The following is a 14,571-nucleotide window of genomic DNA, read 5'->3' as shown; positions in this document are numbered from 1 at the left end:
TCAAATTCACTTTTAATAAAAGTTTGGATTTTAATTCTTTTCTGCCAAGGTAATATTTGGGAGAATAAATTCTAAGCATTTATTTACAGACTCTTCAATTGATAGTAAGTCAGTTCTAATTTCCAGATCTGGATTTTCTGGATATTCAAATGGTGAATTTATCCCGGTAAAGTCTTTTATCAAACCCATTCGGGCTTTCATATATAATCCTTTTACATCTCTTTGCTCACAAACCTCTATTGGCGCATTAATGAAAACATCAAGAACATCATTTCTCCCTATAATTTCATAAGCCATCTTTCTTATTTCTTTTGTAGGTGCAATGAATCCGTTTAAGCAAATGATTCCACTATTCAACAATATTTTTGAGACTTCTGCAATTCTCCGGATATTTTCTTTTCGGTCTGATTCTGAAAATCCCAAATCTTTACTCAATCCTGAACGTATGTTATCTCCATCTAAAATTTGTGTAAGAAATCCAAGTTTGTTTAATTCAATTTCGACCCCTCTTGCAATCGTAGTTTTTCCTGACCCGGATAAGCCAACTAACCATATCACCTTAGATCTTTGGTTTAGAATTCTTTCCTTGTCATTTCTGGTTAGAAGTTGATCAAATACGGGGAAAATATTTTTTGCCATAAATTGTTATTATAATTACTTAAATAATACAAACAAAAGATATGAAAATAATTAGCACAGTATTGATATTTTAAAAAATGAGCCCATGATAAACAAACTTGTCAAAAACTCGTAGTTTAACAATTTTATTTCTCTGGCGAACATTATGGCAATTTTCTACTGCTTTTAATACTGCTATTATATCAATCAAATAATGTTCCTTCATATCGTTTAATTTAGCAGAAACTATTTTTTTTAAAGATTTAAAGCCTAAAGCTTATTTTTTTAGCTTCAAAACGGATTGCCATGCTACATTAAGGAGCTTAGTTATGTCTTCAGAAACATTAAGTTTCCATATTAATGCGATATATATTGCGCTAATTATACTGCTTTTAAAAACAAAGTTGATGATCCAATTATCAAAACCTGAAAGCACATTTCCAAGAAGAACCAAAGGAATCGCGATAAAAAGTACTATTAAATGCTTTTTCCCGAAGCAATTCATTCCAAAATTGATTTTAATAAATAAAAATTTTGCCGCATTTATGATGATATAGGTTAGTGATGTTGCAATAGCTGCACCAATAATCCCAAAAGGAGGTATTAGAAGAACACTTGAAATAATAGAAATAGCAAATGTTAAAATAACAAAGTATGATAATGCTTTGTAACGTGCGGATGTTGAAATAATGGTACCATTCATGCTATTTACTGTACTCACAAGTACTCCAAATGCATAAATAATAATAACCCATTTGCCTTTAGAATAAGCAGCAGGAAGGATTTGAAATATGGTATCAATATTAATCAAAAGCCCAATAAATAGGATTGAGCCAACCACCATTTGGGTTATACTTGCCTTGTAATAAATTTCTTGAATATGTTTTACATTATTTTCCTTCCATGATTGAGCAATTAGTCCGGTTGAGATTGAAGACACCGAATGTCCCGGTATAGATATCACTTTGGCGAATAATGAACATACACTGAATATCCCGAGTGATTGTAAAGAGAGGTAATGATGCACCAGAAGTTTATCAATATTTGAAGTCAATTGTCCGCTAAAGCCGTTAAACATTCCGTATGCCGATATCGAAATCATCTCCTTCGTATACTTTTTTACATAACCTAGATTAGGCTTCAAACTGAAATCGCCTCTTTTTATTAAAACAAAAATTATGGGAATTACCGGCATACAAATTGACACAATGTATCCAAAGAAGAACTGCCTGAAATTGAACAAATCCAATGCAACTCCAATAATTAGGAGTAAATTAACAATTCTGTGAACAAATTCAGACCAAAAAACCCCGGTAACTGAATCTAATAAGACCCTGTTGTATGTATTAAAAAGAGAGTACATTAACTTGAAAAAAATCAAGGGTAACAACAACATGATATATTCCACAATAATTGGAGATGTTTGTATGTTGGCTTCAATGATATGTGGTTTTAGAATAAAAAAAGCTACTGTAGCTAATGTGAATCCAATCAGTGTGATAGAAATAGCCAAAAAAAGAAAGCCATTGTGTTTATTCATTCTGTCCCTAAAATAGGGGAACATACGATTAGTAACACTATTGAATCCAAGAGATGAGAACTGTGAAAATATGGTTGAAGTTGCAACAAAGAGATGAATGAGCCCAATTTTACCAGGTGAAAAAACATGAGGCATTATAATGCCAAGGTTTAAATAACCAATAATTAATCCTAAATAGGACCAGATTGTTCCTTTAATACCTTGTTTGGTAATTATCCCCATAGTATCATTTTGAGATGAATTAAATGATTGTTAAGCTAATCAAAAATAGGAAATCTTTCGGATTGAACAATTATTAGTTTTGACTGATTCAAAGCAGAAATAAATTTTTATCTTCGTTAAATCAATGCTTATTAAACTTTTAATATATGGTAAAGAAGAATGCCGAAATATGGGGTAAAATGATGCATGTTTTTATTATGCTGTTCATCATTGTTCTGTCAGCAATATATTTCTCTCCTGTTTTTGAAGGAAAAAAAATTCAGCAATCTGACATAACCCAATGGCGAGCTATGTCCAAATCGGTGAGCGATTTCAGAGACAAGACCGGTGAAGAACCTTTATGGACAAATAGTATGTTCGGTGGAATGCCTGCTTATATGATTTCGGCAAAATATCCCGGAAATATAAGTTCTCAAATTAATAGTATATACCGTAGCCTATTTCATCCCGTTGGAATGTTAATCTTATATATAATTGGTTATTATTTTTTATTACTAACACTTGGGATAAATAAATGGCAGAGTCTTGCAGGTGCCATCGCATATGGATTTTCTACCTACCTGTTAATTATTATTGGTGTCGGACATAATACGAAAGCTTATGCGATAGGGTATATGGCTCCTGTTATTGCAGGGATAATCATGACTTTTGAGGGCAGGAAAATTTCGGGTTCACTCTTATTCACAGTTGCATTATCCCTTCAATTGCATTCAAATCATTATCAAATAACATATTATACTTTAATTTTAGTGATCCTCTATGGATTAGTCGAAATTATTTATGCGATTAAAAATAAAAGGATTTTAAATTTCGCAGCTAATGTTGGGGTTTTGCTTTTGGGTATTATACTCGCTATAGGGATGAATTTCTCTAGATTATATACTACTTGGGAATATTCTAAGCAGACCATTCGTGGACAATCCGAATTATTAGCTGAAGATGCAAATAAAACTAGAGGTCTGGATAGAGATTATGTATTTGAGCATAGTCAAGGCATCGATGAAACCTTAACACTTTTAATCCCAAGTTTCAAAGGAGGTTCAAGTTTATTGATCCCAGGTACAAATTCTGAAGTATTCAAAAAGACAAGGCAAAATATTGAAAAGGCACGTCAAAGTCAGAGAAGTGGTCAAAGTATTTCTTATTATTATGGCGATAAGCCAATTACTTATGGGCCTGTCTATATAGGTGCAATTGTAGTGTTTTTATTTGTACTTGGGTTATTTATAGTTCGGGGTCCATATCTATGGTGGCTCTTAATAGCAACAGTTATTTCTATCGTATTAGCCTGGGGTAAAAACGTTTTGGGCCTATCTGATTTCTTACTCGATTATCTGCCTCTTTATAGTAAATTTAGAGCTCCCGATATGATATTAGTAATCGCTGGATTTACTATGCCATTACTTGGGTTTATTGGTTTGAACAGAATTTTAAGTGGTCAGGTTAAAAAGAAAGATATTTTTGAAAGCACAGTATCTTCATTGATTATCACCGGAGGTTTCGCTTTGTTGTATGCGTTGTTTCCGGCAATATCCGGAGACTTCACGGGAATTAATGATTTGAGAATCAATCCGGATTGGCTGCTCGATAGTATTGTGATTGATCGTAAAAATATGCTTCAAGCGGATGCATTTCGATCCTTTGTTTTTATTGTTTTAGCAGCCGGATCTATCTATTTATGGTATCTGAATAAAATAAAATCTAACGGTTTAATATTTTTGTTAGGAACACTCATTATTATTGATCTTTGGGCTGTTGATAAAAGATACTTTAATGAAAGTAATTTTTCTTCTAAACGCGAAACCCAGAATCCTTTTCCAAAAACATTGGCGGATAATGAGATATTGAAGGATCAGGATATAAGTTTTAGGGTTTTACAATTGAAAGATCCTTTTACGGATGCTCGTGCATCCTATTATCACCAAAATGTTGGTGGTTATCACGCCGCAAAATTAGGACGATACCAGGAACTTATTGATTGTTGTATCAACCGGGAATTAATGCAAATAAGTAATGGGCTAAGATTAGGTTATTTATCTGACTCAATTCTTTTGAAAATGAGCGTTTTAAATATGTTAAACACCAGATATCTTATTAATGACTTAAATATTCCCCCTATTAAAAATAAATATGCAATGGGGAATGCTTGGTTTGTAAATAACTATCATATTGTTAATAATCCTGATGAAGAATTAGCTACTTTGAGACTAGTAGATCCGAAGACAATTGCCATTGTAGACAAAGATTTTGAAGATTATATAGTTGATAAATCATTTTCAAGTGAGTCAAAGAACAGAATTGTAATGGTCGAAAACCAACCAAACTATCTGAAATATTCTTATAATGCTAGTTCAGAACAGTTTACCGTTTTTTCTGAAATATACTATGATAAAGGTTGGAATGCATACATCGATGGTGAGAAGGCAGATTACTTCAGGGCAAACTATGTATTACGCGCAATGGTTATTCCGGAAGGAGACCATGTTGTAGAATTCAAATTTGAACCAAAGTCTTACACTATTGGTAATAAAATTTCCTATGCCAGCTCTTCTTTAATGATTTTGATTTTTTTAGGATATTGCTATTTCGAAATTAAGCGTTGGAAGCATTCAAGAAATAAAGAAGAATCATCCTAAAATGTAATGATATAAGTCGGTAGTTTTTTTTAACTTTGACATGCTCAATATGCTTGATATATTTATATGAGTTTGTTTCGAAGGTGCTGTTAAATAATATAAATCTATTGATGATCCTATACCTTAAATTAACATAGAAGGTTTTCAAGTTAGGAATAGTATCAGGGAAAAAGCATCATTTGAAAGCAAAACTTATTCAGGATTCGTAAATAATTTAGCTGCTGACTGCTAAATAAATCCTCTTGTAAACAGGCAAGTATAATGAATGATGATAAAATTAACGAAAGAACTCGAAATATGAATAAAATTGCACTAATTACAGGAATAACAGGTCAGGATGGGGCTTATCTTGCAGAATTTCTTCTTCAGAAAGGTTACATAGTGCATGGAATAAAAAGAAGAAGTTCATTGTTTAACACACAGCGCATTGACCATCTCTATCAAGACCCACATATAAAAAATCAAAATTTTATTCTGCATTACGGCGATATGACAGATGCTGCGAATTTAATTAGAATAATACAGCAGGTGCAACCGGATGAAATTTATAATTTGGCCGCACAATCGCATGTGCAGGTTAGTTTTGAAACACCGGAGTATACCGCAAATACTGATGGATTAGGAACTCTTAGAATATTAGAAGCAATTAAATTGTTGGGATTGACCCAAAAAACCAGATTTTATCAGGCATCTACTTCCGAACTTTATGGCAAAGTTCAGGAAATTCCCCAATCTGAAAATACGCCATTTTATCCAAGATCGCCTTATGCGGCAGCAAAGCTTTATGCCTATTGGATAACGGTTAACTATCGTGAAGCATACGGATTGCATGCCAGTAATGGGATTTTATTTAATCATGAGTCGCCCATAAGAGGTGAAACTTTTGTCACAAGGAAAATTACAATGGCTGCTGCGCGGATAGCACTCGGCTTGCAAGAGAAACTTTATCTTGGGAATCTATCGGCAAAAAGAGATTGGGGCCATGCAAGGGACTTTGTTGAGGCTATGTATTTGATGCTCCAACAAGATCAGCCTGATGATTATGTTATTGCAACCGGAGTTACGACCGAAGTCAGGAAGTTTGTTTATTTGGCATTTGCCCAATTAGGCATTGAAATTGATTTTGTCGGAAAGAATGAAAAAGAGTGTGGTTTTGTTAAAAAAGTAATTAACAATGATTTTAAAATAAAAGCAGGCACAAAAGTTATTGAAGTTGACCCTAAATATTTCAGGCCTGCAGAAGTAGAATTATTATTGGGCGACCCAACTAAAGCTAATTCTAAACTTGGCTGGAAACCAAAATTTAGTTTGGAAGACTTAATAAAAGATATGGCACTATCAGATCTCGAGTTAATGAAACGGGAAAAATATATATCCGAAGGCGGATATAAAACTTTAAACCAGTATGAGTAATGCAGAAGGATGCTAAAATATATATTGCCGGGCATAATGGATTGGTTGGGTCAGCCATATTAAAAAATTTGAAAACAAAAGGGTATTCTAATATCATTTTCCGGAATTATGGCGAATTAAATTTATTGGATCAAGCTGCTACTGAAGCGTTTTTTATGGCAGAAAAACCTGAATATGTGTTTTTAGCTGCCGCAAAAGTTGGGGGAATCGCGGCGAACAATACTTATCGTGCAGATTTTATTTATGAAAATCTGATGATTCAGAATAACGTGATCCATAACTCCTGGAAGTATGGTGTTAAAAAATTACTTTTTCTGGGAAGTACATGCATCTATCCAAAAGATTCGCATCAGCCCATGAAAGAATCAGAACTATTGACTGGGCCACTTGAGTATACCAATGAACCCTATGCCATAGCTAAAATTGCCGGGATTAAAATGTGCGAGAGTTATAATTTGCAATATGGTACAAATTTTATCTCGGTGATGCCTACAAATTTGTATGGTCCGAATGATAATTTTGATTTAGAAAAATCACATGTATTGCCTGCATTAGTTCGAAAGGTTATGCTCGGAAAATTTCTTGAAAATGATGATTGGAAATCCATTCGGAAAGATTTAACCAATAATCCCATCGAAGGAATTGATGGAGAAGCTAATCAAGAGGATATACTTACGGTACTCATTAAATATGGTATTAAACTAGATCGGGAAAGGGAGAAAGTGGTAGTTGAAATTTGGGGTACAGGTGCCCCAAAGCGAGAGTTTATGCGGAGTGAGGAGATGGCCGATGCATGTGTACATATTATGAAGAATATAAACTTTAACGATTTAATCCCTCAAATGGCGGATCAGCCGAAAGAAATTCGAAACACACATGTTAATATAGGTACCGGTGAAGAAATCACCATTAAAGAATTGGCCGAACTGATTAAGAAACAAATAAGTTTTAAAGGCAGTTTTCAATTTAATCCTGATAAGCCGGATGGGACCATGCGAAAGGTCACAGATCCTTCTCAGTTATGGAAACTTGGTTGGAAGCATAAAATTGGTTTAGAAGAAGGAATTAAAATGCTTATTAGTTTACAAAATAAAAGATAGTCATAATTGATGATTCCAAAAGTTAGTATAATTACCGTAACATATAACTGCGGAGATATCCTTGAAGGGACACTCAAGAGTATTTTTGAACAGTCTGCTAAAATTTATGAACTTATCATCATTGATGGTGGTTCAACAGATTCAACAATTAGGGTAATAAAAAAATTTGAAAAATCAATTGCTCATTGGATCAGTGAGCCGGATAATGGAATCTATGATGCCATGAATAAAGGAATTGGTTTGGCAAAAGGTGATTATCTGTTGTTCTTAAATGCAGGCGATTCTTTTAATGAAATTGATACTCTTGAAAAAATCCCATTTGAAAAGTATCCTTCAGCTGAAATATTTTATGGAGAAACATTGATTCTTGGTAATGAAGGAGAACAATTAGGGCTTCGTCGTAAAAAATTACCCCAAAATTTAACATGGAAAAGTTTCAGACGAGGAATGGTTGTTTGTCATCAGTCGATATTTGTAAAAAGGGAGATCGCTCCATTTTATGACTTGCAATATAAATTTGCAGCCGATGTTGACTGGGTAATTAAATCCTTGAAAGCCTCAAAACAAATTATTTTTACAAAAACGATAATCTCAAATTTCACTGAAGGAGGGTTTTCGAATCAAAATTTGATAAAGAGCTGGCTCGACAGGATCCATATCCTGAACACGCATTTCGGAATATTTCAATGTTTGCTTTCTCACATCTTCTTTATCTTTGATAATGTTTTACTTAAATTAAAAATTGTTCCATTATTCAGAACGAAATATTTATAGCGATGCAGAAAAAAAATATATTAAAAACAGTTCTACCTCACATCATAGCAATTGTTGCTTTTCTGATTATTTCATACATTTATTTTCTACCTGCAAGTCAAGGTAAAGTATTGCACGGAACAGATAATATTACGGCAAAAAGCCAACAGGGTGAAATCATACCTTATGTGTCGCTTACCGGTGATGATTGTGCATGGACGAATTCAGCCTTTGGTGGAATGCCGGCTTATACGATTTGGATAAAAGGTGAGGCACCCTTGTATATTATAACGCAATTCATTAACTTTTTTACCGGCGATGGGCCAATAGCTTATCTTTTTATTGCCATGATATCGTTTTATCTATTATTGATTTGTTATGGCGTAAATCCATGGCTCAGTATAGTTGGCAGTGTAGCTTATGCTTTCTCATCCTATTTTATCATAATTATTGGTGCGGGCCATGTAACCAAGGTAATTGGTTTGGCATATATGCCGGGAGTTATCGCCGGGATTTACCTGGCTTACAAAGAGCGAAAAGTGATCATAGGTGCAATAGTTATGGCATTATTTCTTGCCATGGAAATTGCATCGGGACATTATCAAATAGTTTATTATAACATACTTATTGTTGTCGCGATTGGGATACATTATTTAATAATGGCTTTAAAGACTAAAACTCTCATTGACTTTTTGAAAATAACAGCCATTTTATTCGTTGCTGCATTATTGGCCGGCTTAACAAATATCAGTTCGATATGGACTACCCGTGAATATACCCGGTTTTCTGCTCGGGGCAACACAATTTTATCTGCAAATACCGCTTCCGGACAAGCAGCTAAAGCAGATGGATTGGACTTTGAATATGCCACACAGTGGAGTTATGGCCTTGGGGAGTCATTTAATTTATTGATTCCCAATTTTAGAGGGGGCAGCACGGTCGGAGAGCTTTCTGAAAAATCAGAAGTTTATAAACTTTATAGCCAGAGTAATCGGGCACAAGCCAACCAGGTAATTAAGCAATTGCCTTTATATTGGGGGCCTCAGCCATCTACTGAAGGCCCTGCATACATGGGAGCATTGGCTGTTTTCTTGTTTGTATTTGCAATGTTTTTCCTTCAGAACAAAGAAAAATGGTGGATATTAAGTATTTCTTTATTTGCATTGATTTTAGCCTGGGGTTATCATTTTGATATTTTTAACCGATTTATTTTCAACTATTTTCCGTTATATAATAAATTTAGGGCAGTCACTACCATTCTTATCATTATTCAATATACGATTCCTTTTTTTGGGATACTTGCTTTAAACGAATTATTTAAAGATTATAATAAAAAGAAATTTCTGTTTGCAATTAAGTGGGCATTTGCAATCGTTGGTGGTATTGCCTTAATTTTTGCTTTGTTTCCCGGATTAGCAGGAAGTTTTACAGGCCCGATCGATGCTAATTATGCGAACAACCCTGAGTTTGTTAATGCATTGATGATTGACCGTAAATCAATGTTAAGGATTGATGCAATCCGTTCTTTTTTCTTCATAATTGCCGGTGCTGGTGTATTGTGGCTATATCATACCAAAAAACTCAAAAAATTATTACTGGGTACTTCAATGTTAATTCTCATGTTGTTGGATTTAGCTTTGGTTGATACAAGGTATGTTTCATATAAGGATTTTAAAACGGTTCGTTCTACCGAAGCATCTTTTGCGCCAACAAAAGCCGATTTGTCAATTTATAACATTGAAACACTTTCACCGGTGGTTAAATCCGGAGTTGAGTCATTTCTTGCTACGTATAAAGATGCCCCGATTTTAAAAAATAATGAGAGTCCACCTTTATTGGCATTGAATTTAACCACCAACTATCGGGTTTTAAACTTATCGGGAGGTATCAACTTTTCGGATGCATTAACATCTTATTATCATAAATCATTAAGCGGATACAGCCCTGCTAAATTAAGGCGTTATCAGGATTTGATCGATAGCAGGGTACTTGAACAACAAATTGTAAATTTCGGAAGAAATGTCCAATCCGGGCAAAATCGTGATTCTTACAGCTTGTTAAACATGTTAAATACAAAGTACATTATAACAAATCCTGATCAGTCTGCTTTCCTTAATAGGGATGCAATGGGCAATGCCTGGTTTGTTAAAAATATAAAATGGGTCGAAAATGCAAATGATGAATTTGCGGCTATGACAAGCGTAAACCCACGAGAAGATGCAGCCGTAAATATTGAGTTTAAAGGGATGGAATTGGGAAATTTAGGATTTGACCCAATGGCTTCGATCAAACTGGAAAATTATAAACCGCATATCTTAACCTATAAGTCGAGCTCAAATGCCAATATGCTGGCAGTATTTTCAGAGATATATTATCCCAAAGGATGGCATGTATATATTGATGATAAACCTGTGGATTATTTAAGGGCTAATTATTTATTCAGATCGCTTGTTATTCCGGCTGGCAATCATACCATAGTGTTTAAGTTTGAACCCAGATCCTATATTCTGGGAAATGCAATTAATAAATATTCATCTTACTTATTACTCTTGTCAGTTTTTTCTTTGCTTGCTTATGGTATTTGGAAATTTATTTCAGCATCTAAAGTTACAAGCGTGAAAGAAGATGCGATTATATAATCATAATTGGGAATGCTATGCATTTGAAATCAAAGATTGTCGTATAAAAACTTTAACTATTTAGCATGAAGTTGGCTCCTATTGTTCTTTTTGTTTATAACCGTCCTTTGCACACAATGCAAACGGTTAAAGCATTGCAGCAAAATGAACTGGCAAACGAGAGTGAACTTTTTATTTATTCAGATGCCCCTGCAAACGAAAATAGCGTAAAAAAGGTAAATGAGGTTAGAAATTATATTCATACAATTAAAGGATTCAGGAAAATTACGATCCTTGAAAGAGAAAAAAATTGGGGACTCGCAAATTCAATCATCGATGGAGTTACAGATATTGTAAATAAATATGGAAAAATAATTGTGTTGGAGGATGACCTTGTAACAAGCCCCATGTTTTTGAAATTTATGAATGAGGCTTTGGAAATCTATAAAGATGAAGATAAAGTCGCTTCAATTCATGGATATGTTTTTCCGATAAACAATCTCCCTGATACCTTTTTCATTAAAGGGGCCGATTGTTGGGGTTGGGCAACCTGGGACCGTGCCTGGAGACATTTTGAACCGGATGGAAAGAAACTTCTTAAGGAAATCAATAGGAAAAATTTAAAAAAAGAAGTTGATTTTAACAATAGTTATGGATATGTCAGAATGTTGAAAAATCAAATTCGGGGCAAAAATAGTTCTTGGGCCATAAGGTGGTCGATGAGTGTATTCTTAAAGGAAATGTTGACACTTTATCCTTCAGTATCATATGTGCAAAATATTGGTGACGACAGTAGCGGGAGGCATTGTGGACCATCCGATGTATATCGTGTTCAGCTTAATAAGGATATTAAAATTTCAAAAATTGATTTACTCGAAGATGTAAATTCAAGAAAAAAATTTCAAATTTTTTTCAACTCAATTAAACAAAATCTAGTTAAAAAGTCAAATTCGAAAATAAAGGAAAATTCCACAAAAATTTATGTAAAAAAGCTCCTTCCACCAATATTTACAACGTTTCTGGAACATTTTAAAAATCGAAAATTTGGATGGAAAGGGGATTATACTACATGGGAAGAGGCAAAATCAGAGGCAAAAGGCTACGAAGATGATATAATCATTCATAAAGTAAAAGAGGCGCTCTTAAAGGTAAAGAATGGGGAGGTAGCCTTTGAGAGGGACAGTGTAGTTTTTAACGAAATTGAATATTCATGGCCATTATCAACAGGGTTAATGCTCGCGTCTGCCAATAAACCTAAAGGATTAAGCGTTCTCGACTTTGGAGGCAGCCTGGGGAGTACTTATTATCAAAATAAAAGATTTCTCGATGCACTTCCTCATATATCATGGAATATTGTTGAGCAAAAGCACTTTGTTGAGATCGGAAAACGTGATTTTGAGGATGAAAACTTGCATTTTTACTTTGAGGTTGAAGCGTGTGTGAAAAATGAGAAACCAACGGTACTTCTTTTATCAAGTGTTTTGCAGTATATCGAAAAACCTTACCAATTGCTTGATGGGATATTAAAACATGAGTTTGAATATATTTTGATTGATAGAACCCCTTTTAGTTTCGATAACCAGGATAAAATCAAACTTCAAATAGTCCCACCAAGTATTTATGAAGCGAGCTATCCTTGTTGGTTTTTTGATAAGCAATTTTTTACAAAGTATTTTCTTTCAAAAAATTATAGATTGATAGAAGAATTCGAAGCGAATGATGGAAAAGGAAAAGAGTGTATTTTTAAAGGAATGATCTTGAAAAAGAATGCTTAATCAACTGAAAAAAATATATAAAAGAGAACAATTTGCACCTAAGTTTATAGGGCTCTTTACCAATCCATTTTATTTTGCACGGAAAGGCTTAAATAAAAATGTAGTAGCGTTGGCTAAAAATTTAAAGGGTAAGCTTTTGGACGTTGGATGCGGGAGCAAGCCCTACGAGGGTGCCTGCAATGTTGATGATTATATTGGTGTTGAAATTGAAAATGAAGCTAATAGGAATAATCCAAAAGTAGATTACTTTTATGATGGAAGGACCTTGCCATTTGAGGACAAGCGTTTTGATAGCATCATCACAAATCAGGTTTTTGAACATGTATTTAATCCTCACGCTTTTTTAAAAGAAATAAACAGGGTCACTAAAATAGGTGGGCTGATGTTAATGACTGTTCCGTTTGTTTGGGACGAGCACGAACAACCCTTTGATTATGCAAGATATTCATTCTTTGGCTTAAGACATATTTTGGCTGAAGAGGGATTTGAGACTGTTGAGCAGCGAAAGAGCAATAATGGAATTACCGTTATATTCCAATTACTCAATGCCTATATTTATAAAATTACATTGACAAAATATGTATTCTTAAACCTCTTATTCACATTAATTTTAATGGCTCCAATAAATATCCTGGGACTTATTTTCTCCGTAATTTTGCCTAAAAACAACGACTTGTATCTGGATAATATCATTCTTGCAAAAAAAGTTAAAGATGTATAATTACTGCACTTTATTCGATCGTAATTATCTGACCCGCGGGTTGGCAATGTATGAGTCGCTGAAAAAGCACAGTGCGAATTTTCATTTATATATTTTTGCTTTTGATGATCAAAGTTATTCTCTGCTCAAAAAACTAAACCTTGAATCGATTACGGTTATCTCGCTAAACGAATTTGAAGACGAGGAATTGTTGAAAGTAAAAAGTGATAGAACTGCAGCCGAGTATTGCTGGACCTCCACCTCCTCAATTATTAAATATGCCATTGAAACTTATAAGTTAAATTGTTGCACTTATTTAGATGCCGATTTGTACTTCTTTTCCGATCCTTCCGTCTTAATTGAAGAAATGGGAGAAAAATCGGTTTTGATTACCGACCATCGATACACCAAAAAGTATGATCAAAGTGCAAAAAGCGGGATTTATTGTGTGCAATTTATGACTTTTAAAAACAGTCAGGATGGAATGAAAGTGCTTAATTGGTGGCGAAATGCTTGCATCGATTGGTGCTATGCAAGGCATGAAGACGGGAAATTTGGCGATCAAAAATATTTGGACGACTGGACCGAACGATTTAAAGGAATTGTTCATGTGCTTGAAAACAGAGGCGGGGGAGTGGCCCCCTGGAATATTCAACAATACGATTTATCCGATAAAAATTTTAAGCTCGTTTTTTACCATTTTCATTATTTCATTTTATTGGAAAACAATCAAGTTGAACTAGGCATTTATAAATTGAAGGAGCAAGACATTCAAATTCTTTATGTTCCCTACATCAAACATCTTAAAAAAATTACCGAAAGATTGTTAAATCCTGGGGAAAATGATTTTAACGGGATTGCACGAAAAAAACCGTTTTCATGGAGAACACCGTTAAAATTCATTAAACGAAAAATCGAAGGGGCCTATAATGTTTACGATATTAAAGAATTATTAACTGAGTTTGACGGAAAAAATATTTTATAAAGAAACGTCAATTCGAGTGATTTTTCGAAGAAAAATCGAAGGAGAGTTTATAATGTTTACAGTACAAAAGAATTATTAACTGAGTTTGACGGAAAAAATATTTTATAAAGAAACGTCAATTCGAGTGAATTTTCGAAGAAAAGTCGAAGGAGAGAATATAATGTTTACAATACAAAAGAATTATTAACTGAGTTTGATGAAAAAGATATTT

At 33.9% G+C, this 14,571-nt stretch carries 10 protein-coding genes; 8 read left to right on the top strand and 2 right to left on the bottom strand.

Annotated elements, in window-relative coordinates; translation table 11 throughout:
- Positions 1–30 precede the first annotated feature (30 nt).
- Positions 31–639 carry an adenylyl-sulfate kinase gene (gene cysC / locus KKG99_09340; protein MBU1013200.1) on the bottom strand — a complete coding sequence of 203 codons (609 nt, stop codon included), beginning with the start codon at positions 637–639 and terminating at the stop codon, positions 31–33.
- Between the two features lie 256 nt (positions 640–895).
- A complete protein-coding gene (locus KKG99_09335) occupies positions 896–2,380 on the bottom strand; it encodes a polysaccharide biosynthesis C-terminal domain-containing protein (protein MBU1013199.1) in 1,485 nt (494 codons plus the stop codon).
- Positions 2,381–2,526: 146 nt separating this feature from the next.
- Here KKG99_09335 and KKG99_09330 point away from each other — a divergent pair, with 146 nt between their 5' ends.
- The 8 genes from KKG99_09330 to KKG99_09295 all read left to right on the top strand — a co-directional run bounded on the left by KKG99_09330 (position 2,527) and on the right by KKG99_09295 (position 14,360).
- Complete coding sequence (locus KKG99_09330; GenBank protein ID MBU1013198.1) at positions 2,527–5,016, top strand: YfhO family protein; 2,490 nt, start codon at positions 2,527–2,529, stop codon at positions 5,014–5,016.
- 297 nt (positions 5,017–5,313) lie between these two features.
- A complete protein-coding gene (gene gmd, locus KKG99_09325) occupies positions 5,314–6,429 on the top strand; it encodes a GDP-mannose 4,6-dehydratase (protein ID MBU1013197.1) in 1,116 nt (371 codons plus the stop codon).
- On the top strand, positions 6,429–7,529 hold the full coding sequence (locus KKG99_09320; GenBank protein MBU1013196.1) for a GDP-L-fucose synthase: 1,101 nt from the start codon (positions 6,429–6,431) through the stop codon (positions 7,527–7,529). Before gmd ends, KKG99_09320 begins: the two co-directional genes overlap by 1 nt.
- A 9-nt stretch (positions 7,530–7,538) precedes the next feature.
- Complete coding sequence (locus tag KKG99_09315; GenBank protein ID MBU1013195.1) at positions 7,539–8,303, top strand: glycosyltransferase; 765 nt, start codon at positions 7,539–7,541, stop codon at positions 8,301–8,303.
- Positions 8,304–8,305: 2 nt separating this feature from the next.
- Positions 8,306–10,921: a YfhO family protein gene (locus tag KKG99_09310; GenBank protein MBU1013194.1), complete on the top strand. Its 2,616-nt coding sequence runs from the start codon at positions 8,306–8,308 to the stop codon at positions 10,919–10,921.
- 65 nt (positions 10,922–10,986) lie between these two features.
- A complete protein-coding gene (locus tag KKG99_09305) occupies positions 10,987–12,675 on the top strand; it encodes a methyltransferase, TIGR04325 family (GenBank protein ID MBU1013193.1) in 1,689 nt (562 codons plus the stop codon).
- Positions 12,668–13,396 carry a class I SAM-dependent methyltransferase gene (locus KKG99_09300; protein ID MBU1013192.1) on the top strand — a complete coding sequence of 243 codons (729 nt, stop codon included), beginning with the start codon at positions 12,668–12,670 and terminating at the stop codon, positions 13,394–13,396. Before KKG99_09305 ends, KKG99_09300 begins: the two co-directional genes overlap by 8 nt.
- Entirely contained in the window at positions 13,389–14,360 is a 972-nt protein-coding gene (locus KKG99_09295) for a glycosyl transferase (GenBank protein MBU1013191.1), read from the top strand. The genes KKG99_09300 and KKG99_09295 overlap by 8 nt, the downstream gene beginning before the upstream one ends.
- Positions 14,361–14,571: the final 211 nt, after the last annotated feature.

It is taken from the genome of Bacteroidota bacterium, from assembly GCA_018816945.1.
In the GTDB taxonomy this organism is placed as follows: Bacteria; Bacteroidota; Bacteroidia; order Bacteroidales.
The sequence above is the reverse complement of the archived record's forward strand: the minus strand, read 5'-3'. Positions and strand labels throughout refer to the sequence as shown.